The 22,245-nt window shown below is 71.5% G+C and carries 25 protein-coding genes; 14 read left to right on the forward strand and 11 right to left on the reverse strand.

The annotated features are described in order from the left end of the window. Nucleotides 1-134: 134 nt before the first annotated feature. Nucleotides 135-1,745, reverse strand: a complete 1,611-nt coding sequence (locus ACZ5PB_RS36450; RefSeq protein WP_468697256.1) for an ATP-binding cassette domain-containing protein — start codon at nucleotides 1,743-1,745, stop codon at nucleotides 135-137. Between the two features lie 228 nt (nucleotides 1,746-1,973). Here ACZ5PB_RS36450 and ACZ5PB_RS36455 point away from each other — a divergent pair, with 228 nt between their 5' ends. Then, nucleotides 1,974-2,432 (forward strand): hypothetical protein, encoded by a 459-nt coding sequence (locus tag ACZ5PB_RS36455; protein ID WP_468697257.1) that lies wholly within the window; start codon nucleotides 1,974-1,976, stop codon nucleotides 2,430-2,432. 21 nt (nucleotides 2,433-2,453) lie between these two features. On the opposite strand, the gene ACZ5PB_RS36460 is transcribed toward ACZ5PB_RS36455, so the two are convergent. Beyond that, nucleotides 2,454-4,274, reverse strand: coding sequence for a helix-turn-helix domain-containing protein (locus tag ACZ5PB_RS36460; protein ID WP_468697258.1), 1,821 nt, complete (start codon nucleotides 4,272-4,274; stop codon nucleotides 2,454-2,456). A 168-nt stretch (nucleotides 4,275-4,442) separates the two neighbouring features. On the opposite strand from ACZ5PB_RS36460, the gene ACZ5PB_RS36465 reads away from it, so the two are divergent. Then, the gene (locus ACZ5PB_RS36465; RefSeq protein WP_468697259.1) at nucleotides 4,443-5,048 is read left to right on the forward strand and encodes a hypothetical protein; all 606 of its coding nucleotides are present in this window, start codon (nucleotides 4,443-4,445) and stop codon (nucleotides 5,046-5,048) included. Nucleotides 5,049-5,117: 69 nt separating this feature from the next. Here the strand turns inward: ACZ5PB_RS36465 and ACZ5PB_RS36470 are convergent, their stop codons facing one another. Both ACZ5PB_RS36470 and ACZ5PB_RS36475 read right to left on the reverse strand, forming a co-directional pair. Further along, on the reverse strand, nucleotides 5,118-5,303 hold the full coding sequence (locus tag ACZ5PB_RS36470; protein WP_468697260.1) for a DUF397 domain-containing protein: 186 nt from the start codon (nucleotides 5,301-5,303) through the stop codon (nucleotides 5,118-5,120). Further along, nucleotides 5,300-6,118, reverse strand: coding sequence for a helix-turn-helix domain-containing protein (locus ACZ5PB_RS36475; RefSeq protein WP_468697261.1), 819 nt, complete (start codon nucleotides 6,116-6,118; stop codon nucleotides 5,300-5,302). The genes ACZ5PB_RS36470 and ACZ5PB_RS36475 overlap by 4 nt, the downstream gene beginning before the upstream one ends. Nucleotides 6,119-6,231: 113 nt before the next feature. Between ACZ5PB_RS36475 and ACZ5PB_RS36480 the strand changes: the two genes are divergently transcribed. Both ACZ5PB_RS36480 and ACZ5PB_RS36485 read left to right on the forward strand, forming a co-directional pair. Continuing rightward, the gene (locus tag ACZ5PB_RS36480; RefSeq protein ID WP_468697262.1) at nucleotides 6,232-6,486 is read left to right on the forward strand and encodes a hypothetical protein; all 255 of its coding nucleotides are present in this window, start codon (nucleotides 6,232-6,234) and stop codon (nucleotides 6,484-6,486) included. Between the two features lie 245 nt (nucleotides 6,487-6,731). Continuing rightward, entirely contained in the window at nucleotides 6,732-8,135 is a 1,404-nt protein-coding gene (locus ACZ5PB_RS36485; RefSeq protein ID WP_468697263.1) for an erythromycin esterase family protein, read from the forward strand. A gap of 4 nt (nucleotides 8,136-8,139) precedes the next feature. Here the strand turns inward: ACZ5PB_RS36485 and ACZ5PB_RS36490 are convergent, their stop codons facing one another. From ACZ5PB_RS36490 to ACZ5PB_RS36510, 5 genes are all read right to left on the reverse strand, one after another. Beyond that, a complete protein-coding gene (locus ACZ5PB_RS36490; protein WP_468697264.1) occupies nucleotides 8,140-9,558 on the reverse strand; it encodes a sensor histidine kinase in 1,419 nt (472 codons plus the stop codon). Continuing rightward, nucleotides 9,555-10,379 carry a response regulator transcription factor gene (locus ACZ5PB_RS36495; RefSeq protein WP_468697265.1) on the reverse strand — a complete coding sequence of 275 codons (825 nt, stop codon included), beginning with the start codon at nucleotides 10,377-10,379 and terminating at the stop codon, nucleotides 9,555-9,557. The genes ACZ5PB_RS36490 and ACZ5PB_RS36495 overlap by 4 nt, the downstream gene beginning before the upstream one ends. 50 nt (nucleotides 10,380-10,429) lie before the next feature. Further along, complete coding sequence (locus tag ACZ5PB_RS36500; RefSeq protein WP_468697266.1) at nucleotides 10,430-11,554, reverse strand: S1C family serine protease; 1,125 nt, start codon at nucleotides 11,552-11,554, stop codon at nucleotides 10,430-10,432. A 107-nt stretch (nucleotides 11,555-11,661) separates the two neighbouring features. After that, nucleotides 11,662-12,684 (reverse strand): LacI family DNA-binding transcriptional regulator, encoded by a 1,023-nt coding sequence (locus ACZ5PB_RS36505; protein WP_468697267.1) that lies wholly within the window; start codon nucleotides 12,682-12,684, stop codon nucleotides 11,662-11,664. Nucleotides 12,685-13,048: 364 nt separating this feature from the next. Next, nucleotides 13,049-13,843 (reverse strand): winged helix-turn-helix transcriptional regulator, encoded by a 795-nt coding sequence (locus ACZ5PB_RS36510; protein WP_468697268.1) that lies wholly within the window; start codon nucleotides 13,841-13,843, stop codon nucleotides 13,049-13,051. Nucleotides 13,844-14,395: 552 nt separating this feature from the next. On the opposite strand from ACZ5PB_RS36510, the gene ACZ5PB_RS36515 reads away from it, so the two are divergent. From ACZ5PB_RS36515 to ACZ5PB_RS36545, 7 genes are all read left to right on the forward strand, one after another. Then, complete coding sequence (locus tag ACZ5PB_RS36515; protein WP_468697269.1) at nucleotides 14,396-14,650, forward strand: MoaD/ThiS family protein; 255 nt, start codon at nucleotides 14,396-14,398, stop codon at nucleotides 14,648-14,650. 7 nt (nucleotides 14,651-14,657) lie between these two features. After that, nucleotides 14,658-15,956: a hypothetical protein gene (locus tag ACZ5PB_RS36520; protein WP_468697270.1), complete on the forward strand. Its 1,299-nt coding sequence runs from the start codon at nucleotides 14,658-14,660 to the stop codon at nucleotides 15,954-15,956. Between the two features lie 109 nt (nucleotides 15,957-16,065). After that, nucleotides 16,066-16,761, forward strand: coding sequence for an LmeA family phospholipid-binding protein (locus ACZ5PB_RS36525; protein WP_468697271.1), 696 nt, complete (start codon nucleotides 16,066-16,068; stop codon nucleotides 16,759-16,761). 164 nt (nucleotides 16,762-16,925) lie between these two features. Then, nucleotides 16,926-17,012, forward strand: coding sequence for a putative leader peptide (locus ACZ5PB_RS36530; RefSeq protein WP_468697460.1), 87 nt, complete (start codon nucleotides 16,926-16,928; stop codon nucleotides 17,010-17,012). Between the two features lie 212 nt (nucleotides 17,013-17,224). Continuing rightward, nucleotides 17,225-18,064, forward strand: coding sequence for a sulfurtransferase (locus ACZ5PB_RS36535; protein WP_468697272.1), 840 nt, complete (start codon nucleotides 17,225-17,227; stop codon nucleotides 18,062-18,064). A gap of 32 nt (nucleotides 18,065-18,096) precedes the next feature. Further along, nucleotides 18,097-18,384, forward strand: a complete 288-nt coding sequence (locus ACZ5PB_RS36540; RefSeq protein WP_362423220.1) for a DUF1416 domain-containing protein — start codon at nucleotides 18,097-18,099, stop codon at nucleotides 18,382-18,384. A gap of 117 nt (nucleotides 18,385-18,501) precedes the next feature. Beyond that, on the forward strand, nucleotides 18,502-18,765 hold the full coding sequence (locus tag ACZ5PB_RS36545) for a DUF3099 domain-containing protein (protein ID WP_468697273.1): 264 nt from the start codon (nucleotides 18,502-18,504) through the stop codon (nucleotides 18,763-18,765). Nucleotides 18,766-18,789: 24 nt separating this feature from the next. On the opposite strand, the gene ACZ5PB_RS36550 is transcribed toward ACZ5PB_RS36545, so the two are convergent. Next, nucleotides 18,790-19,152 carry a DsrE family protein gene (locus tag ACZ5PB_RS36550; RefSeq protein WP_468697274.1) on the reverse strand — a complete coding sequence of 121 codons (363 nt, stop codon included), beginning with the start codon at nucleotides 19,150-19,152 and terminating at the stop codon, nucleotides 18,790-18,792. A 297-nt stretch (nucleotides 19,153-19,449) separates the two neighbouring features. On the opposite strand from ACZ5PB_RS36550, the gene ACZ5PB_RS36555 reads away from it, so the two are divergent. From ACZ5PB_RS36555 to ygfZ, 3 genes are read left to right on the forward strand one after another with little or no spacing between them, the layout of a single operon-like run. Further along, nucleotides 19,450-20,022, forward strand: coding sequence for a heme-binding beta-barrel domain-containing protein (locus ACZ5PB_RS36555; protein ID WP_468697275.1), 573 nt, complete (start codon nucleotides 19,450-19,452; stop codon nucleotides 20,020-20,022). A 56-nt stretch (nucleotides 20,023-20,078) separates the two neighbouring features. Continuing rightward, nucleotides 20,079-20,516: a Fur family transcriptional regulator gene (locus ACZ5PB_RS36560; RefSeq protein WP_468697276.1), complete on the forward strand. Its 438-nt coding sequence runs from the start codon at nucleotides 20,079-20,081 to the stop codon at nucleotides 20,514-20,516. A 23-nt stretch (nucleotides 20,517-20,539) separates the two neighbouring features. Next, a complete protein-coding gene (gene ygfZ / locus ACZ5PB_RS36565; protein ID WP_468697277.1) occupies nucleotides 20,540-21,505 on the forward strand; it encodes a CAF17-like 4Fe-4S cluster assembly/insertion protein YgfZ in 966 nt (321 codons plus the stop codon). A 23-nt stretch (nucleotides 21,506-21,528) separates the two neighbouring features. Here ygfZ and ACZ5PB_RS36570 read toward each other — a convergent pair whose 3' ends face one another. Continuing rightward, a complete protein-coding gene (locus ACZ5PB_RS36570) occupies nucleotides 21,529-22,242 on the reverse strand; it encodes a hypothetical protein (RefSeq protein WP_468697279.1) in 714 nt (237 codons plus the stop codon). Nucleotides 22,243-22,245 lie beyond the last annotated feature (3 nt).

Raw genomic sequence — 22,245 nt, forward strand, 5'->3', positions numbered from 1 at the left:
CCCCACCCCCCCCTCCCCCTCCCCCCCCCCCCCCCCCCTCCCCCCCCCCCCCCCCTCCCCCCCCCCCCCCCCCCCCCCCCCCCCCCCCCCCCCCCCCCCCCCACGGGCGTTCAGTCTGCCGTGCCCCACTCACGTCACAGGGAAGCAGGGCGCAGCTCCAGCCTCTCCCCGCCGAACCGCTCCCTCAGCAGCCGGTCGTGCGAGGCGATGACGAGTGTGCCGGGGTAGGTGGCGAGCGCGGCCTCCAGTTCCTCCACCAGGGCGGGGGAGTAGTGGTTGGTCGGCTCGTCGAGGAGCAGCAGGTCGACGGGGGCGGCGATCAGCGCCCCGAGCGCCAGCTTCCGCCGCTGACCCACGGAGAGCGCGGCGAGCGGCCTGGACAGGTCCGACTCCCTCAACAGGCCGTGCTGTACGAGGAGTTCGGCGCGCTCCGCCCCCAGGGCGGCGTGCACCTGACGGCCGTCCCCCGGCGGGGTGTCCTGGCGCAGGTGCCCGATGCGGGCGGGGGCGGGGCGGACGACGCTGCCGGAGTCGGGCGCGAGACGCCCGGCCAGCACATCCAACAACGTTGACTTCCCTGCCCCGTTGGGCCCGGTGAGCAGGAGCCGCGCACCGGGCTCCAGGGTGACGGTGCCGGGCAGCGCGAGCCGCCCGTCCACCCGTACGTCGGTCATCTCGACCGCCGCACCACCCGCACCACCCGCACCGTCGAACCTTCCGGTGAACCGCAGCGGCTCCGGCGGTGGCGGTACGGGGTGCGTGGTCAGCCGGTGCACCTGCTCGCGGGCATTGCGGATGCGGCCCGCCGACCCGTGCGCCCGGGACCGCGCCCGGAAGGCCCCGGCCCCGCTGAACCCCCGGGCCATCTTCCGGGGAATGGCGGCCAGCGCCCCGGCGTTGCTCTCGGCCAGCGCGCGGTGCCGCGCCAACTCGGCCTTCCACTCCTCGTGTTCACGCGCCCAGCGAGCCCGCGCGGCAGCCTTGGCGGCAAGGAACCCCCGATAGCCGTCCCCGTACCGCCGCACGGTGTGCGCTTCCCCGTCCACCTCGATGACGGTCTCGGTGACCCGCTCCAGGAACGCCCGGTCGTGCGTCACGGCGACGACGGTTCCGCGATGCGCCCGCAGCCGCTCCTCCAGCCAGCGGACGGCCGCGTCGTCGAGGTCGTTGGTCGGCTCGTCGAGGAGCAGCAGCTCGGCCCCGGAGGCGAGGGCGGCGGCCAGGGCGAGCCGCGAACGCTGCCCGCCGGACAGCGTGCCGAGCGCCCGCCCGCGCTCCAGAGCCTCAACCTCGCCCAGATCGCGCAGAGTTACGTCGACGAGCCGGTCGGCATCGGCCCCGCCGCGCGCCGTGTAGGCGGCGAGCAGCGCGTCGTAGGCGTCGAGGCTGTCCTCAGTGAGCTGGGCCTCGGCGGCGGCGATCCGCCGCTCCAGCTCCCGCACCTCTGCCAGTGCGAGGTCGATCGCGTCGCCGACGGTGGCGGTGGGCGGCAGGTCGAGGGTCTGCGCGAGGTGCGCGATGCCGCCGGGGGCGAGGACGGTGAGGGTCCCGTTGTCGGGCCGCTCCTGCCCGGCGAGGAGGCGCAGGAGCGTGGACTTGCCGGACCCGTTCTCCCCGACGACACCGACCTTCTCGCCGGGACGGACGCTGAACGAGGCGCGGTCCAGGACCAGTTGGTCGTCGTAGCGCTTGGTGAGCTCGACGGCGGCGAGCTGGGAGGCGGTTCGGGCGGCTGCTGGGAACAAGTGGAGGACCTTCCGTAGGGGACACCGAGGAGGAAGCCTTGCGAGACGAACCGTCTCGACTCGTACGACGATAGGGGATCCTCGCCGCCATGGCAAGACGTTGCGTCTCGTTGGGTTGGCGTACAGCACCCGTACCCGTGACGGGTGATGTTTCGCGATCTCCGGGCGGCCGGGCGTCCGCCCGGGATACGTTCCGTGACCGCACCCACACGGAACGGAGCAACGGCCATGGCAGGCACGTACGCAGAGGACGACACGGACACGGACCTGGACCCGGACCCGTTCATGGACGAGCAATCGCCGCGCATGGCCCCACCTGGCTTCGGGAAGCGCTCCGTCCCGGACCAATCACCGCCCAGCGAGGCGGACTTCGCGAAGCTCCGCAAGCGCGAGGCGATCATCGCGCGCTATATCGACGGCCTTCCCGAAGGTGCCGCGATCAGCATCGAGATCCTCGCCAAGCAACTGGACGACTACGGCCCGTGCGCCATCAAGACCGCCCTGAGGCGCCTGATCGCCGCAGGGCACCTGTACCGCCGCCGCAGGACCGTGAAGGGCCCGACCGGCAGGGCCTTCCTGGTCACGGAGTCCTACTTCAGCCGTACGGCCAGGCCGGAGGAGTGGTGGCAGGAGACCTTGGCATCGATGCCGGAAGTGGTGCCGACGGACCCTTGGGGGCGGTGGTAGCCACCGGCCCGGCGCATTTCGTTACCCGGTCTGTCCGGAGTCCGAGTCCGTGATCCAGCGCCCTTCGGTGGAGTCGTGCACGTACGCCGGCCTCCCCTTGGTCCCGCTCGTGCGGAACGGCTTCCCGCCGTCCGTGATCCGCACCGTCCCCTTACGGCCCCCGGCGCTCCACTCCAGCTCCAGGTACCAGCGGCAGTCGCAGCCCGCCGTCCGCGCGGAGACCAGCAGCTCCTCGGGGTCGGAGGAGGTGACCTTGTACGGGAAGGAGACGGCCGGGATCTTCCGGACCTCGGCGCCGGATGCGTCGAGGCCGTCGACGGGCCTCGCGAGCGGGCGCGGTCGGTCGAGGTCCACGGCGAAGTGGCGCGGGGTGACGGCGCCGCCGCAGCCGTTGTCCATCCGGTACGCGTTCCACGGCAGCGGCGCGGCGCGGTCGACCACGCGCACGTGCAGGGCATGGAGGACGACGGCGTCGGACGGCGACCGGCCCTGGACCGTGAGCCGCACCAGCGCCTCCCCGCCGTGCACGGCACCGTGCGTCCCGGCCCACGCCCCGGAGTCGGCCGCGACCGGCGGCGGGGCGACCGCGCGGGGGGCCCGGTCCACGAGGTAGGTGTGCCCGCAACCGCCCTCCCAGAGCTGGGAACCGATGCTCCAGGTAAAGGGGAGGGGCGCCACGGTCCGCCCTGGAGCGGTGGAAGCGGAAGCGGGGGCGGGGGCGGGGCCGGAAGCCGTACGGGTGGGGCGGCCGAGCAGGGCGGCAGCGAGGGCGAACACGACGAGGGCGACGGCAGCGGCGACGAGGAGGGGAACGAGGGCGCCCCGACGGCGGCGGGCACGGGGCGCCTCCGGCGCGGTCGGGTTCGGGGCGGACGGGCTCGGGGCGATCGGGTCCAGGGCGGTCAGGTGCGGCGCGGTCGGATGCGCGGCGGTCGGGCCCGGGGCGGACGGATCCGCGGCGGTCCGGTTCGGGGCGGTCAGGTGCGGCGCGGTCGGATGCGCGGCGGTCGGGCCCGGGGCGGACGGATCCGGGGCGGTCGGGTGCGGGGCGGTCGGGCCCGGGGCGGACGGATCCGGGGCGGTCGGGTGCGGGGCGGTCGGGCCCGGGGCGGACGGGTGCGGGGTGGTCGGGTGCGGGGCGGTCGGATCCGCGGCGGACGGGTCCGGCGCGGTCGGGTGCGGGGCGGTCGGGCCCGCGGCGGTCCGGTGCGGGGTGGTCGGGTGCGGGGCGGTCGGATCCGCGGCGGACGGGTCCAGCGCGGACGGGTGCGGGGCGGTCGGGCCCGGGGCGGTCCGGTCCGGGGCGGTCGGGTGCGGGGTGGTCGGGTTCGGGGCGGTTGGGTGCGGGGCGGTCGGGTCCGAGGCGGTTGGGCTCGGGGCGGTTGGGTGCGGGGCGGTTGGGTGCGGGGCGGACGGGCCCGAGGCGGTCGGGTGCGGGGTAGTCGGGTGCGGGGCGGTTGGGGCCGGGGCGGACGGGCTCGCGGCGGTCGGGGCCGGGGCGGGGCCGGGGCCTGGTTCCGGTGCGGACGGGGCCGCGTTCGGGTTCGGCGCGGCTGACACGGGCGGCACAGGCGTGGGCGAGGCTGCTCGGCGGCGGGCGCGGTCCGCCTCCGTCCAGGCCGCCTCCAGGGCCCGCCGTTCCTCCTCGTCCGCTCCGCACAGCAGGGCCAGGCGTTCGACCACGGCGAACTCCTCCGGGACAGTCGCGCCCGAGCAGTAGCGGTGGAGGGTGGACGCGCTGACGCTCAGCCGCCGGCCCAGCGCCTCGTAACTCCTCCCGTCCCGCGCCTTCAGCGCGCGCACGAGCCCCGCGAACTCCTCGACAGCGGCGTCCTTCGGCATTCCATCCCCCTCGACCCCTGCGTCCCATCCTTCACGTCATTGCACGTCAGCGGGGGTGGAATGGTTCCGGGACGGCTGGTGGGCGCGTGATCGTTGCAGCCGGCGGGCGCCGGCCCCACGCTGGTTGAGCACTGACCGAACGAACGACCCGACGGGGGAACCACCACCGTGAACAAGCTCCGCACCGCACTCGCCACCGCAGCCGCTGCCGCACTCGGCCTCGCGGCCCTCGCCGCAGCCCCGGCGCAGGCCGCTGCCCAGCCCGCCTTCCTCGCCGCCTCCCAGATGCCGCCGTCGTCGACGCCGTGGACCGCCACCCAGGTCTTCACCGGCGTCCCGGAGAACGGCGGCGTCCTCTGCACCCCGTACAAGATCCCGGCGCAGAACACCCGCTACCGCGAGTTCAGCACCGAGCTCGACACCAACGGCGTCCAGGTCACCACCGTCGCCCGTACCGAGGCCGACGCCGTGAAGCTGGTCGACACCCTCCGCGGGGCCCTCGCCGGCTGCGGCTCCCTGCTGGAGCAGCAGAACCCGGGCCTGCGGGCCGTCAGCGCCTCCCACGGCAAGCTCGCCGTCGAGGAGGGCGCCTGGGTCTACAGCCTGGACACCGCCGACCCGCAGATCGGCAACTCCGACATCCACCTGTTCTCCGTCGGCCGCGACGGCCGCACCGTCACCCTCGTCCGCTGGGGCCAGATGGGCGACCTCAAGGACGCCCCGCTGACCGCCTTCCGCACCACGACGAAGACCGCCGTCAACAAGCTCCACTGACCCGGGGGCTGACCACAGCTCGACAGCGGCGCGGCCGGAACACGGGCGCGCCGCTGTCGAGCTGGTCTCCTACTTGACCAAGGTCAGGAAGGTGTTCCAGGCGTGGTCGGTGACGGTGATGACGGGGCTGTGGGCGGCGAGTTTGGTGTCGCGGAAGAGGGTGAGGCCCGGGGCGTTGTCGGCGACCTCGACGCAGTCGTTGCCGTCTCCACCGCTGTAGGTGGACTTGCGCCAGTTCAGGGCCTCGCCGCTCAATGGAACCTCTTCAGTACGTCGTGGATTGCCGCTGTGGACGCATCGACGGCCAACGCATGGGCGGCGAGCCAATCGTAGACCTTTTGGAGGTACATGACTTGGTCAGGTTCTTCGCTGTAGTGACCGGTGTTGAAGCCTTCGTGGTAGGCCCCTCGAATGCCTCCGGGGAGCGTGAGGATGGTCATTGTCCCGAGGACTTGCGCTGCTCTGCTCGGGAGCACCCGGATACTGATGTTGGGCGTTTCCTGCGCATCGATAAGTCGGCGGAGCTGTAGCTCAGTTGACCCGTGCAAGGCCGCTTCTGCCAGGACGCAGGACATCCACGGGGGGTTCTCCCGCTCCCAGACGGCTTGCCGCGCCATACGGTGCTCCACCAGCGCGTCAATGTTGCTCGGATCGGCCGCCCGTCCGGTACGCATCAACTCGCGTGCGTAGTCCGCAGTCTGAAGCAAGCCGGGCACCAGAAAGCCCGAGGTATGCATCATCTCCGCCACTGCCTGGCGCCGCAGGAACGTCTTCGCGTAGTCCCGGATGATGTTCTGATCCAGAATCCTGACCAGGTTCACCAGTTGGCCCGTCGCCAACCCCAGTACGGATTCGAGCTTTCGCGCCAGATCGGAGTCCGGTGGCGCGTCGCCCGTTTCCACCTCCGAGATTCGGGACTGGCTGGCGAACACCCTTCCCGCCAGGCCCTTCTGCGACCAGTCCTCGCCCGCCACCTTCGCCCGCGCCCTGCTCAGCCGGGCTTCCTGCACCACATTGCCGATGTACTTCTCGATGTTCTCGCTGGGGTCAGGCTCCCGCGCTTTTGGCATATGCCGAATACCTCGATCGCGCTCCGATAGCGAACTCCTACCGATCGTAACCGTGAGTGTTCAACCTGGAGGTGGAACAACGGAGTTCGGCCGATGGAGTTGGAAGAAGACCCATGTCCCCCCAGACCGGAATGCGCACCGCACACCCGCGCGACACCGCACAAGAGCGCCAGAACCACACGGCGACCGTCGCCTTCAACGAGCTCTTCGCCGCCCTGGTGAAAGCGGGTACCACCCTCCCGCATCTGAGCCTGTGTCTCGACGAGCCGGGGGTGCCGCTCGACCTCGGCCGGCTGGGCTCGGCGGAGTGCCTGAACCTGGCCCGTCGGCTCAACTTCCTGCTGTCACTTGAGGCGGGCCAGAGGTGAGCGCCGAGGACGGGGGTTCGGCGGCCCTCTGCCCGGGGTGCAAGAAGATCGTCCTGTGGACCGACGGGAAGAGCCGGTGCGTGGCCTGCCGTACCCCCTTGCCCAGTCCTCACGGCGCGAGCTCCGAATGGCCACAGGGGGTCCAGCACCCCCCTGCAAACGGTGTCTGGTCCCACTGCGTGGCCGCACCGCACATTCGATGATCTTCACGAAAGGCCGGAAGCACGCAACGAGGAGCTCAGTACATGGCAAGGCGAATGCAGCACACCACGCGGCGCGGACTGCTGGCCACGGCGGTGGTCGTGGCAGGGGCGGTGGTCGTGACGGGGGTGTCCCCGGCTTCCGCGAGCACCGTGTCCCCGGCCGGGTGCGGGGCGGAGTGTTCACCCGCTGAGCGGGCCACGGTCCGCGCCCTGGAGCGGGCGGCTCATCCGCTGCGTTCGACCGAGCCCGGTGGCAGTACCGCGGACCTGCGGGCGCTGGGCAGGATGGTGGGGGACGCCGAGGTGGTCGGGCTCGGCGAGGCCACGCACGGTTCGCACGAGTTCTTCGCCATGAAGGAGCGGGTGTTCCGCCATCTCGTCGAGACGAAGGGGTTCACCACCTTCGCCCTCGAACTGAGCTGGTCGGCGGGGCTGCGTATCGACGAGTTCCTCCAGACCGGCAAGGGCGGTGACGCCCGCCGGGTCGTCGAGGAGAACCTCGCCAACTCACCCTGGGACCGCGAGGAGTTCGTCAGCCTCATCAAGTGGATGCGCGACTACAACCGCAGTCACCCGGGACGCACCCTGCACTTCATCGGTGACGACCTGGGCGCGCCCACCCTGGGCGACGAGTTCTTCGCCAGGGTGAGCGGATACGTGCGCAAGCACCACCCCGCGGCGTTGTCCCGGCTCAATGAGCTCTACACAGGGCTGCGTCCGATCGACGACGTCCTCGCGTACCTGGGCAAGCCCGTCGCCGAACGGAAGCGGCTCGCGGTCCGCGCGCAACAGGCCCTGGACCTGATCAACGGACTCAGGGGAAGCGGTGCCGGTCCGGGCCGCGCCGACTTCGATCTGACCGTGCAGAACGCCCGGTCCATCGCCCAGACCGCCCACTTCCTGACCGTCGACACCAGCAGCCTCGACCCCGGCAACTGGGACTCGCTCGCCGACTTCCAGCGGTTCCGCGACCGCGTGATGGCACAGAACGTCATGTGGTGGCAGCGTCGTACCGGCGACAAGATCCTGGTGTCGGCCCACAACGACCACATCGGCTACGTCTCCGGCGACCCCAAGCTGTACCCCAAGACCCAGGGAGCCTTCCTGCGGGAGGAGCTCGGCAAGGACTACGTCGCCGCGGGGTTCACCTTCAACCAGGGCTCCTTCCTCTCCAAGGACACCGCTCTCGGCGGCGCCTGGAAGAAGTTCTCCGTGGGGGCCGCCGAGCCCGGCCGCAGCGAGCACACCCTCGACAAGGTCCGCCACCGCGACTTCTACCTCGACCTGCGGACCCCTCCCGCTCCCGCCCGTGAGTGGCTGGGCGTCCCGCGGCCCATGCTGAACCTCGGCACCCAGTTCCCCGTAAAGCCCCAGGACATCGCACTGAGCAAGTCGTACGACGTCCTGGTGCACCTGAACACGGTCAGCGAGGCCGTCCCACGCTGAGGTGCTAAGGGACCTCGCTCGGCGGCAGCGTCGGCGCGCCCGGCAGCCGGACCACCGCCTCCGTGCCCGGGCCGCCGTCGGCGGGGGCCCTCAGCTCGATCTCGCCGCCCGATTCGGGGATCGTACGGGCGACGATCGACAGGCCGAGCCCCGAGCCCGGCAGCGCGCGGGCGGACTCCGAGCGCCAGAAGCGTTCGAAGACGTGCGGCAGGTCGGCGGAGGGGATGCCGGGTCCGTGGTCGCGGACGGTCAGTTCGCCCAGGTGAAGGCGGACCGTGATGGTGCCGGCGGGCGGGCTGAACTTGACCGCGTTGTCGAGGATGTTGACCAGCGCGCGTTCGAGGGCGGCCGGTTCGGCGCGTACGTACCAGGGGGCGAGGGAGGTCTCGAAGGTCAGCTCCGGGCCGCGCAGGCGGGCGCGGTCCAGGGCGGTGCGGGTGAGGTCGTGCCAGGAGACGACCTGGGGGGTGGAGTGGCTGGTAGTGGGCTTCTCCGGTCGGGCGAGTTCCTGCAAGTCGCCGATGAGGGCGGCCAGTTCGGTCATCTGGGCCTTGACCGAGTCCAGGAGGGCCTTGCGGTCGGCAGGGGGGATCGGACGGCCCGTCTGGTCGCTGCGGGCCAGGAGTTCGATGTTGGTGCGCAGGGAGGTCAGGGGGGTGCGGAGTTCGTGGCCCGCGTCGGCGATCAGCTGGGACTGGAGGTCGCGGGAGGAGGCCAGGGCCGCGGTCATCGCGTTGAAGGAGGAGGAGAGGCGGGCGATCTCGTCGTCGCCCTCGACCGGGATACGTACCGTCAGGTCCTCGGTACGGGCGACGTGTTCGACGGCGTCGGTGAGGCGGTCCACCGGGCGCAGGCCGGTGCGGGCCACCCACAGGCCCGCCGCGCCCGCGCCGATCACGCCGAGGCCGGTGACCGCGAGCAGGACCAGGGCCAGCCGGTTGAGGGAGTTGTCGATCTCGTTGAGGGAGCGGGAGAGCGAGTAGGCCAGGCCGGTGGTCTCGTCCCGCTGGGTGAGGACGCGTACCGGCTGGCCCTGGCTGTCCGTGCCGTCGTGCAGGGCGTCCGGCGCCAGGTGCAGGGCCACCTTCACGTCCGAGGCCTGGACGCCCACCGGGGTCGAACCCCGGGCCACGCAGCGGCTGCCGTCCGCCTGGACGAGCTGGAGGTACGCGGTGCCGGGCAGCGCGCCCGGGTCCGGCGGCGGTCCTGTGGGCAGGCACTCCTGGTAGGTGGACTGGAGGAGGTAGACCGGGGCGCGCATGTTCCGCAGCGAGTTGTCGAGCTCGCCGCGCAGTTGTTCGCGGGTCAGCAGCCAGCAGGCCGCCGCCACCGCGGCGACCGCCACCGCGACGGCCGTCGCCACCAGCAGGGCGAGCCGCGAGCGGATGGGGAGGGTGCGCAGCCGGCGGACGAACGAGGTCACGCGGCGCCGCCGGGCTGCGTTCCGGGCTGCGTACTGGGGGGCGTTCCGGGCTGTGCGGCCGAGTCCGTGCGCAGGACGTAGCCCACGCCCCGGACCGTGTGCACGAGACGCGGCTCGCCGCCCGCCTCCGTCTTGCGGCGCAGGTACATCACGTACACGTCCAGGGAGTTGGACGACGGCTCGAAGTCGAAGCCCCAGACCGACTTGAGGATCTGCTCGCGGGTGAGCACCTGGCGGGGGTGCGCGAGGAACATCTCCAGCAGGGTGAACTCGGTCCGGGTCAGGTCCACTTGGCGCTCGCCCCGGGTCACCTCGCGGGTGACCATGTCCATCCGGAGGTCCTCGAAGGTGAGTACGTCACCGGGGGTGGCGGGCAGTCCGGCCTGCGCCGCGTAGGAGCTGCGGCGCAGCAACGCCCGTACGCGCGCGAAGAGTTCGTCGAGCTCGAAGGGCTTGACCAGGTAGTCGTCCGCGCCCGCGTCCAGGCCCGAGACGCGGTCGCCGACCGTGTCGCGCGCGGTCAGCATCAGGATCGGGGTGGTGTCCCCGGCGTGCCGGAGCCTGCGGGCGGCGGTCAGGCCGTCCATGCGGGGCATCTGGATGTCCAGGACGATCAGGTCGGGTGCGTAGGCGGCCGTCTTCGTCAGGGCCTCCATGCCGTCGGCCGCCGTCTCCGTCCCGTACCCCTCGAAGGCCAGGCTGCGCTGGAGGGCCTCCCGTACCGCAGGCTCGTCGTCGACGATGAGGATGCGCTCGGCGCCGTGCGGCGGCCGGTCCTCGGGGGGAGGGGTGGCGGAGTTCGCGGAGGTGGCGGGGGTCATCGGGGCTTCCTGGTGTTCTCCGGCGGCGGTTTCTGCCCAGCTTTACATGGCTAGCCGCCGAAGCCGCTGAACAGGCCGTCCGACGGGGAGGTGCTGCCGTCGGAGCTGTCCGAGCCGCCCTGGTTGTCCGAGGAGCCGTTGTTGCTGCCGCCCTTGCGGAGGCTGTCCAGGTCCGACTTCACCGAGTCGACCGGGATGGCGAAGCCGAGGCCGACGCTGCCCGAGCTGCTTCCGCTGCCCGAACTCGGGGCGTACATCGCGGAGTTGATGCCGATGACCTCGCCGCGCATGTTGATCAGCGCACCGCCGGAGTTGCCGGGGTTGAGGGAGGCGTCGGTCTGGATCGCCTTGTACGTGGTTTTGGAGGAGCCGGTGTCGCCGTTGAAGCGCTCGCCGCCGAACTCGAACGGCCAGCCGCCCTGGCCGCCCTGACCGCCCTGGCCCTGGCTCTTGTCCTGGTCCTTGGAGACCGTGACGTCACGGTCGAGCGCGGAGACGATGCCGCTGGTGACCGTGCCGGACAGGCCCTCGGGGGAGCCGATCGCCACGACCTGCTCGCCGACCTTGACGTCCTTGCTGCTGCCCAGCTTGGCGGTCGGCAGCTTGCTCGCGCCCTGGACCTTGAGCAGGGCGAGGTCCTTGTCGGGGTCGGTGCCGACGACCTTCGCGGTGTACGACTTGCCCGTGGACAGGGTGACCTTCACGGTGTCCGCGCCCGCCACCACGTGGTTGTTGGTGACGATCTCACCGTCCCCGGTGATGATCACGCCGGAGCCGGTCGAGGAGCCCGCGCTCGACTGCGCGCTGATCTCGACGATGGCGGGGCCGACGGACTGGGCGACGCCCGCGACCGTACCCAGGTTGGACTGCGAGACGTTCGTGCCGGCCGCGCCCGTGTTGGTGCCGGTGCCGTCACCTCCGCCGACGTACCGCTCGGTGAGGTAGGCGGCGCCGCCCCCGACCGTGGCCGCGATGATCGCCACGGCGGCCAGCAGGGCCACCGGGCGCCGGGCGCGGGAGCGGTGCGCGGTGGGCGCGTGCTCCGGCGGCGGCGGGAATCCCGCGTACGAGGGCGCGGGCTCGTGGAATCCGGCGTACGACGGCGAAGGCTGCGGCTGGGGCTGCGGGGCGGGCTGCTCGCCACTGGGGCGCGGGGTCTCGTTCGTCATGTTCATGAGCTTGCGCCCGGTGGATGAGAACTGTCTGAGGGCAGGTTAAGAAGCCCGGCAGATTCCCGTTTGCCCGACATAAGGACCGGGGCGCCACTGCGCGCCCCCGAGGGCTACTCGCAGCCGCAGGACCTGCGCACGATCAGCGCCGACGGGAACTGCTTCACCCGCTCGCGCCGCGAACCGGCCACCCGCAGCCCGTCGTCCAGCACCAGGTCCACCGCGGCCCGCGCCATCGCGGGGCGGTCCGAGGAGATCGTGGTCAGCGGCGGATCGGTCAGGGCCGCTTCCTTGACGTCGTCGAAGCCCGCCACCGCCAGCTCACCCGGCACGTCGATGCGCAGTTCGCGGGCGGCCCGCAGGACACCGATCGCCTGGTCGTCCGTGGAGCAGAAGATGGCCGGGGGGCGGTCAGGCCCCGCGAGCAGTCCCAGTGCCACCTGGTACGCCGAGTACCTGTCGTACGGGGCCTGGAAGAGCCGGCCCTCCGTCGAACGGCCCGACTCGCGCATGGCACGGCGCCAGCCCTCCACGTGGTCGGCGACCGGGTCGCCGACGGACGGGGTGGACTCGACGCCGCCGAGGCACGCCACGTACGCGTAGCCGTGTTCGAGCAGGTGCCGGGTGGCGAGCTGGGCGCCGCCCACGTCGTCCGTGACGACCGCGACGTCGTCGATGGCCTCGGGCCGCTCGTGCAGCAGCACCACCCGGGCGTCCCACGCGTCGATCTCGGCCGCCGCGCTCTCGCTCATGCCCTGGCTGACCAGGATCAGGCCCGAGACGCGCATGCCGAGGAAGGCGCGGAGGTAGTGCACCTCGCGCTCGTTGCGGTAGTCGGAGTTGCCGACGAGGACCATTTTCCCGCGCTCGGCGGCGGCCTGTTCGACCGCGTGCGCCATCTCAGCGAAGAACGGCTGCCGGGCGTCCGGCACGATCATTCCTATGAGGTCCGTACGGCGGGAAGCCATCGCCTGCGCGACCCGGTCGGGGCGATAGCCCAGCTCCTTGATCGCGGCGAGGACACGCTCGCGCGTGGCCGGGGCGACCGGCCTCGGTCCGTTGTTGATGACGTAACTGACGACCGCGGTCGAAGTACCCGCCAGTCGTGCCACATCGTCCCGCGTCACCTTGGCCACGCGCAGGAGTCTACGCGGATGGACCAGGTCACAGGCCGGTCGTCCCAAGGATCGGGGCCGACTTGAGACCTGATCCTCCGGTTGCGTCCGATTCGACCGACGAAGGACTTTCCGATTCCGCCACCCGGAACGATTCGGTTCCGGCCACCCCGCCCGATCCCGATCGGATCGGGCGGGGTGGTTCGGTTCCGGCCGTCCGCAGTGGTCCCGTTCCGATCGGGCGGGGTGGTCCCGTTCCGGCTGTCCGCGGCGATCCCGATCCGCCCGTCCGGGCGATCCCAATCCCGCCGGGAGAGGGGGTCCCGCTCCGGCCGGGCCGGGCGGGGGGAGCCCCTTTCGCCCGGCCGGGGCGGTTGGGGTGTGGTCAGCCGGAGGGGGTGGTGTCCTCCGCTCGGGCGACCGTCGCCGAGGCGCGGGCCCTCGCCTTTTCGGCTTCTCGGCTGCCGGACTGCTTCTCCGCCTTGGCCTCCTCCGCCGCCCGTTCCACCTTCTCCGGGACCACGAAGCGGTACCCGACGTTCCGGACGGTTCCGATCAGTGACTCGTTCTCCACGCCCAGCTTCGCCCGCAGGCGGCGTACGTGGACGTCGACCGTTCGCGTACCGCCGAAGTAGTCGTACCCCCACACCTCCTGGAGCAGCTGCGCCCGCGTGAAGACCCGGCCGGGGTGCTGCGCCAGGTACTTCAGCAGCTCGAACTCCTTGAAGGTCAGGTCCAGGACCCGCCCCTTGAGCTTGGCGCTGTACGTCGCCTCGTCGACCGACAGGTCGCCGTTGCGGATCTCGGTGGGGATGTCGTCGGCGGCCAGGTTCTGCCGACCGGTCGCCAGCCGCAGCCGCGCCTCGACCTCCGCCGGACCCGCCGTGTCCAGGAGTACGTCGTCCACGCCCCAGTCCGCGGTGACGGCGGCGAGCCCGCCCTCCGTCACCACCAGGATCAGCGGACAGCCGGGCCCGGTGGACCGCAGCAGCTGGCACAGCGACCGCACCTGGGGCAGGTCGCGGCGGCCGTCGATCAGGATGGTGTCCGCACCGGGGGTGTCCACGAGTGCCGGGCCTTCGGCGGGGGCGACCCGCACGCTGTGCAGCAGAAGGCCGAGGGCGGGAAGCACCTCCGTCGACGGCTGGAGGGCATTGGTGAGGAGCAGGAGAGAGCTCATCGCGCCCCACCTGCCTGCCGGGTCGTCGTTTTCGGTTGGTGCACGGTTCGCTCGCCCATAACGTCGGTTCCTCCTCGGTCCCTGCGAGGACGTTTACGGCACTGCTTCGTACTGCGTACTGCTCCATTGCTTAGGCGGCCGACCCCCGCGCCCCGGGGTCCGACCTGCCCCTTTTCCCGCTCTCTTGCCCTGTTCTTTCCGAGACCTTTAGGTCTTCCGGAAAGCACAAAAGGACCCGGGGGCAACGCTGCCCGAGTCCTCTGCCCAGCAGAATAGCCCAACCGGCGCACGGCCCGGCCGTGCGCTTGATCACTCCCGCCAACCGGCGCATCACCCTCCGTTCACCCTCCATACGGACAAACCGACGGGCCGAGGGGGGTGACCACCGGCGATGCGGGGGCCTTCCCACGGGGGTCCTGGGGGGCGCACAACACGGGGGCGCACTGAAGCACACCCGGGCGTGAGCCCGGACCACTGGCCGGGCGGGCGCCGGTACGCCCGGGCGGGGGGCCGGATGGCCCATCATGGGCAGCTGACGAAAGGAGCGCCGCTATGGCAGCGGGCACCATCCGCTTTTGGGCGGCGGCCAAGGCCGCCGCCGGTACCGGCGAGGAGCCGTACGCGGCCGACACCCTCGCCGAGGCGCTGGACGCGGTCCGCGCACAGCACCCCGGGGAGCTGGTGCGGGTGCTCCAGCGGTGCTCGTTCCTGATCGACGGCGACCCCGTCGGGACCCGTGACCATGGGACGGTACGGCTGGCCGAGGGCGGCACGGTCGAGGTGCTCCCGCCCTTCGCAGGAGGATGACCGGACCATGAGCCACAGCGACAACCACGGCAACGGCAGCAGCCACGGCAACGGCGGCAGCTACGGCGACGGCCGGTACCCGTACGGGGAAGCGCCGTACGGGGACCCCTCGTACGGTCAGCAGCCCTACCCGGAGCAGCAGCAGTACCAGGACCCGGCGGCAGGCGCGGTGCCGCCCGCGCAGGATCCGTACGTCACGCAGAGCTGGCAGGGGCAGACCTGGGACACCCAGTACCAGCCGGTCCAGCAGCCGCAGGGCCAATACCCTCAGCAGCAGGCCGCCCAGCCCGGTTACTCCCAGGCCGCCGCCGACACCGCCTACCTCCCGCCGCAGAACGGGGCCGGGCCCTCCGGTTCCTACCCGCTGCCCCCCGAGGTCCCGATGCCGCAGGAGCCCTCGTACACCGACTCCTCGGCCACCCACGTCCGGCAGGCAGCGCAGGCACCCCAGCCCTCGCAGGCACCACAGCCACCGCAGACCGCCCAGGCCCCGTACGACATGCCCCCGGCCCCCGCCTACACCTCCCCCTCCACCCGTGGCAACGCCCGCGTCACCGACGCCCAGCGCGCCCGTGCCGAGGGCCGGTCGCCGATCATCGACCCGGGGATGAAGCCCGCGCTGCTGACCGCCGTGCTCGCCTCCCTGGTCGCGCTGGCGGCGCTCTTCGGGCCGTTCGCGGTGGTCGTGCCGGTGGTGCTGCTCCAGGCGGTCACCGCCGCCGGCTGGTTCCGGCTGAACGGGATGTGGCCCGCCCGGCAGGGCATCGCGCTCGCCTTCCTCGGCGGGCTGGTCGCGGACATCGCGATCCTCGCCGTCGACACCGTGTACGCGCCCGCCGCGATCATCGGCACGCTCGGGGTGTGGGTGCTGCTCACCCTCGTGCTGCACCTGCGCAACGGGATGCCCGCCGACGAGCGGATGTACGCCCTGACGGCGGGCGTCACCACGGCCGCCCTCACCGTGGTCGCCGCCGGGCTGCTGGCGGCCGACAGCAAGGCGGCAGCGGTCGGCGCCGCGGCCGTCGCCGCGGCCGTCGTGGCGCGCGCACTGCCGCTGCCCACCCCGGCGTCCCTGGCTGTCGCCCTGCTCGCCGCCGCGGGCGCGGGCATCGCGGCCGGCGGTGCCAACGGGCTCGGCCCGGGCGGAGCGGTGATCGGACTCGGGGCGGGGGTGTGCGCGCTGATCGGCCTGCGGGTGGCGGCGTACGACTACCCGTCGAAGTTCGTGCACATGACGGCCGGGGTCGCCCTGCCGCTCGCGGCCGCGGCACCCGCCGTCTACATGCTGGGGCGGGCCTTCGCCTGACCGGGCGCGCGGGTGGCCCGGAAGGAGCTCCCGGGATTGGTGTGGACCTCACCGGTTAGGCTCACCGTCAGTACGGGGCCAACGATCGCGGGTGGGGGACACACCGACAATGCGCGCACTTCGCATACTTCTGATCCTGGGCGTGATCCTCGGCGGCATCTTCGTCGCCGTGGACCGGCTCGCGGTGAACTACGCCGAGTCCGAGGTGGCCTCCAAGGTCCGCAGCAGCCAGGGCCTGTCGGCCGAGCCGCAGATAGACATCAAGGGCTTCCCCTTCCTCACCCAGATCGTCTCCAAGGAGCTCGACCAGGTCGACGTCACCATCGACGGGGTGGAGGCCGGCGCCGAGGGCAAGAAGCTCAAGCTGGGCCGGATGACCGCCGAGCTCCACGACGTGGTCCTCTCCAACAACTTCTCCTCCGCCACCGCGAGCAGCGCCACCGGTACCGCGGTCATCAGCTACGCGGACCTGACGCGCGCCGCGGGCGACAAGGACGTCAAGGTCGGCTACGGCGGGAACGGCAAGGTCAAGGTCACCGGCACCGCCTCGGTCCTCGGCCGGGAGATCTCCCGCAGCGTGCTGTCCACGGTGTCCCTCAAGGACGGCGGCAAGTCCATCGCGGTGCACGCCGACGAGGTGCCCGGCGCGGGCATCCCGGGCGTCGAGGAGATGATCCGCAAGAAGACCGACTTCGTCCGCCAGATCGGCGGCCTGCCGAACGGCCTCAAGCTGGACAAGGTCACCCCGCTCGCCTCCGGCGTGGAGATCGGCGTGACGGGTACGAACGTCCGCCTGGCCGGATAGCGAGACGGAGCCGTCCAGTCCGCAGGACAGGGCGACGTACGAGCGGGACGAGGGGCCGGGAACACCATCCCGGCCCCTCTTCGCGTCCCACCCACCGGACGATCTCGTCTCAGCATCCGACACGCCGGTGACATGTCCGCCCGTACGTCCCTACGATCGGACCCATGCAGGAGCGACAGGCGGACCTCACGAAGCGGCGGGCAGTAGACCTGTGCCGCGTCGCCGCCATGCTCTGTCGCCGTACCGCCTGAGCGGGACCCCTGTCGGGCCGACTGCCCGGCTGCTGCCAACTCCCGCTTGACCAGGGCGATTTGCGCCCTCGCTCCGCATTTCGTGCCGCGCACTTCCGCAACCGCCGTACCCGCCGTACCCGCGGCTCCACCGCCGTACCCGGAAATCCCCGCGCACCGCACCACCTCACCACCGCACCGCCCCGCCGTAACTGCCCCGGAGGAGAAACACCATGAGCCGCAGCGACGTACTGGTAGACGCAGACTGGGTCGAGGCCCACCTGGACGACCCGGAGGTGGCCGTCGTCGAGGTCGACGAGGACACCTCGGCCTACGAGAAGAACCACATCCGCAACGCCATCCGGATCGACTGGACCAAGGACCTCCAGGACCCGGTCCGCCGCGACTTCATCGACCAGGCCGGCTTCGAGAAGCTGCTCTCCGAGAAGGGCATCGGCAACGACACCACCGTCGTCCTCTACGGCGGCAACAACAACTGGTTCGCCTCGTACGCCTTCTGGTACTTCAAGCTCTACGGCCACGGCGACGTCCGCCTCCTCGACGGCGGCCGCAAGAAGTGGGAGCTGGACTCCCGCGACCTGGTCGCCGAGGTCCCGGCCCGCCCGGCCACCACGTACAAGGCCCAGCCGCAGGACGAGTCGATCCGCGCCTACCGCGACGACGTCATCAAGGCGATCGGCAGCCAGAACCTGGTCGACGTCCGCTCGCCCGACGAGTTCAGCGGCAAGCTCCTGGCCCCCGCGCACCTCCCGCAGGAGCAGTCGCAGCGCCCCGGCCACGTCCCCTCGGCCCGCAACATCCCGTGGTCGAAGAACGCCAACGACGACGGCACCTTCAAGTCCGACGACGAGCTCAAGGCCCTCTACGAGGCCGAGCAGGTCGATCTGGCGAAGGACACCATCGCGTACTGCCGCATCGGCGAGCGCTCGGCCCTGACCTGGTTCGTGCTGCACGAGCTGCTCGGTGTCGAGAACGTCAAGAACTACGACGGCTCCTGGACCGAGTACGGCTCGCTGGTCGGCGTGCCGATCGAGCTCGGCGCCAACAAGTAATCCCTCCCCTTCACCCCTCAAGGAGTACGCACATGTGTGGAGCGAAGGCCGGCGGCCCCGACGCCTCGACCATCAAGCCCGGTGAGACCACCATCCAAGGCAGCATCACCAAGAACGGCGAGCCGGTGACGGGCTACGTCCGCCTCCTCGACTCGACCGGCGAGTTCACGGCCGAGGTCCCCACCTCCGCCACCGGCCAGTTCCGCTTCTACGCGGCCGAGGGCACCTGGACGCTGCGCGCCCTGGTCCCCGGCGGCACGGCGGACCGCACGGTCGTCGCCCAGACGGGCGGCCTGGCAGAGGTCGCCATCGCGGTCTGACCGCATCGCACCGATACCGGCCGGAGGGCCGCACCCACAGGGGGTTGGACGCTTACCTGTGACGAAGGGTGCGGCCCTCCGGTCACCTGCTTCACGCGCCGGTCGTACCGTGGAGGTATGTACGCGCGTCGCCGCCGCGGCTACTTCCTCATGATGGGGACGTGCCTGGTCCTCTTCGTGGGTGCGTGTGCCCTGGTCAGGCTGTGGTCCGTGCCGGTGGCGGTGGGGATGTGCGTGGTCGCCGCCCTGATCCCGCCCTTCGCGGCGATGGTCGCCAACCGCAGAGGCCCCGGTGACCGCTGGTGGGACGAGACCACGGGCGACGACCGCTCGGACGACTGGTGGGACGAGCTGGACGGCCGAGGCAAACGGGACCGCTAGTACGGGGTGGCCAGTACGGGGCCGCTAGTAGACGAGCGCCTGGACGTCGTCGGCCATGATCTCGCTCACGAACACCTGCGCCCCCGCGATCCGTACGCCCTCCAGCACGTCCTTCTCGCCGATGTCCCGCCGTACGGCGCACTGCGTGCACAGGGTGATCGTCCCGGCCGCGAGGACCGACTCGATCAGGTCCGGCAGCGGCGCCGAGTGCGGCAGTTCGAACTCCGCGGCCCTCCCCGGCAGTGCGAACCACGCCGACTCCCCGGTCAGCCACAGCGACACCTCGACCCCGCTGGCCACCGCCACCGCCGCCACGGTGAACGCCTGCGAACACCGCTCCGGCGCATCGGCCCCGGCAGTCACCTTGATCACGAGCTTCTTCGACATACCGCGAACCCTAGTCCCGGGGCACCGCACCCCACGCTCGGCCCAGCGCGACGAACCTCACCGAGAGCGTCCGGGCCCGGCCGACTAAGCTGAGGGCCGGCCCGTACAACTCACACCTCGATCGTCGCAAGGAGCACATCGTGCTTGAGGCTTTCTTCTCCGCCCTGCTGGTCCTGGTCTGCGTCGGCGTCCTCGCCTTCGCCGGTCTGACCGTGAAGAAGCTCTACCAGGGCCAGCGCTAGCCACTCGGGTAGCCGTCCGCCCCGCCGCCCCCTACACAGATCGCCTGAGCCCCTCATGATCGAGATCCCGTCCGACCTGCACCCGGACCTCGTCCCCCTCGTCTTCCTCCTCGGGAACTGGACGGGCGCGGGCGTCACCGACTTCCCCGGCGAGGAGAAGGCCAACTTCGGCCAGGAAGTCACCTTCAGCCACGACGGCCGCGACTTCCTGGAGTACGTCTCGCACTCCTGGATCCTCGACGCCGAGGGCAACAAGGTGAAGCCGCTGGAGACCGAGTCCGGCTTCTGGCGCATCGACAAGGACCGCAAGGTCGAGGTCGTCATGACCCGCGACACCGGCGTCGTCGAGATCTGGTACGGCGAGCTGGCCCACCAGAAGCCGCAGATCGACCTGGTGACCGACGCCGTGGCGCGGACCGCCGCCTCGGGTCCGTACACCGGCGGCAAGCGTCTGTACGGGTACGTGAAGAGCGACCTGATGTGGGTCGGCGAGAAGGCCACCCCCGAGGTCGAGCTGCGCCCGTACATGTCGGCGCACCTCAAGAAGACCGTCACCCCGGAGGAGGTCGAGGCCATGGCGAAGAACCTGCCCGACCTGCCGGACGACGGCATCGCGTTCTTCCGGTAGGCCGGTAGAAGGCGTTAGTACGGCCGGATGTTTGCCACGCTGCCTAGACTGGTGGCGTGGTGAGCACCGATTGGAAAAGTGATCTGCGGCAGCGTGGGTACCGGCTGACGCCGCAGCGGCAGCTTGTGCTTGAGGCGGTCGATGCCCTGGAGCACGGGACGCCCGACGAGATCCTCGTCGAGGTGCGCAGGACCGCGTCCGGGGTGAATATCTCGACGGTGTACAGGACCCTTGAGCTGCTGGAAGAGCTCGGGCTGGTCAGCCACGCCCATCTCGGGCACGGCGCGCCGACCTATCACCTCGCGGACCGGCACCACCATCTGCACCTGGTGTGCCGCCACTGCTCCGAGGTCATCGAGGCGGACGTCGCCGTGGCCGGGGAGTTCATCGCCAAGCTGCGGGGCGAATTCGGGTTCGAGACCGATATGAAGCACTTCGCGATCTTCGGTGTGTGCGCTTCCTGTACGGCGGAGAAGAGCGCGGACGGCGAGTAGCGGGCGAGTCGTACGCTGGGGGCATGACGAGCCCTCTCCTTTCCCTGCCCGGTGCCGTTCCCGCCGAGGGGCGCGACGAAGGCGTCGCCGCGCACTACGGCGATCTCTTCCGTGAGCAACGCGCGCTGGCCGACGGGTCGGGTCTCGTCGATCTGTCGCACCGGGGCGTGCTCAGCGTGACCGGCGCGGACCGGCTGAGCTGGCTGCACCTGCTGATCACCCAGCACGTGACCGAGCTGCCCGCCGGGCAGGCGACCGAGGCGCTGGTGCTGACCGCCAACGGGCACGTCGAGCACGCGCTCTACCTCGTGGACGACGGCGAGACCACCTGGGTGCACGTCGAGCCGGGCACGCAGGGCGAGTTGATCGCGTACCTGGAAAGCATGAAGTTCTTCTACCGGGTGGAAGTGGCCGACCGCACCGAGGAGTTCGCGGTCGTCTGGCTGCCCGCCGGGTCCATCGCCGAGGTGCCCGAGGGTGCCGTCGTACGGGAGACCCCGTACGGGCGGGACCTCTTCCTGCCGCGCGAGCAGTTGGAGAAGTACGCCGCCGCCCACGGCCCCGCGATCGGGGTGCTCGCGTACGAGGCGCTGCGCGTGGAGGGGCACCGGCCCCGGCTGGGCTTCGAGACGGACCACCGGACCATCCCGCACGAGCTGGGCTGGATCGGCAGCGCCGTGCACCTGCAGAAGGGCTGCTACCGGGGTCAGGAGACCGTCGCCCGCGTGCAGAACCTCGGGAAGCCGCCGCGCCGGCTGGTCTTCCTGCACCTGGACGGCAGCGAGGTGCACCTGCCGCCGACGGGCACCCCGCTGCGGCTGGCCTCCGACGGCCCCGAGGGGCGGCAGATCGGGTTCATCACCACCTCCGCCCGCCACCACGAGCTCGGGCCCATCGCCCTCGCCCTGGTCAAGCGGAACGTTGCCGTCGATGCCGAGCTGCTGGCCGGGGACACGGCGGCGGCGCAGGAAGTGGTCGTCGAGCCGTAAGTGCCGTCAGCACTGCCGGTGGATCAGCTCCCGTCGACGGGCCGCTTCAGCTTCGCCACCTGCTGGTCGAGGATCGACCTCACCTGGTCCGCGGCCAGCACGGGCGGCGAACCCGGCAGCGCCGAGAGCGTGTTGTCCACGGTGGCGACCGAGGTCAGGCTGCCGGTGCGTACGGCGTGCACCTCGTGCCGGACGGGCCCGTTGCGGGTGTCCACGGGCCGCGCGTCCAGGACGTAGGTGGTCCCCGCGTCGCTCCCCGGTCCCGAGGGGAGCTCGACGCGCACCCGGTAGGCGCGGTTCAGCGGGCCCGTGAGGTCGAAGCCGCGGCACGAGCCGAGGGCGCCGGAAAGCTTGTCCATGGCCCGCCGGGCGCCGTCGCTGTCGTACGTCCCCAGCTTCAGGCCCATGGGCTGCGCGCCGCCGGTCCGCGGGCCGACCGTGGCGTACACCGAGCGGACCGCGCCCAGGGTGCCGGGGCCCAGCGCGTCGAGCAGCGGCGCGCACTTGGCGTCCCCGGTGCGCCAGGCGGGCAGGCCGGCGTGCTCGGTGCGCCGGGGGACGGACACCGTGTAGCGGGGCACGTCCTTGTCCCGCAGCATCGCGTCATCCAGGTCCCGTTCGGTCATCGCCTGCGTCGCCTCGGAGTACGACTCGGGTCCCTCGGAGCCGCAGGCGCTCAGGCCGGCGGTCACGCCGGCAGCTATCAGTACGTACGAGAAAAGCGCGCGCGTGCGCATGGA

The organism is Streptomyces sp. NPDC032721 (assembly GCF_055579625.1).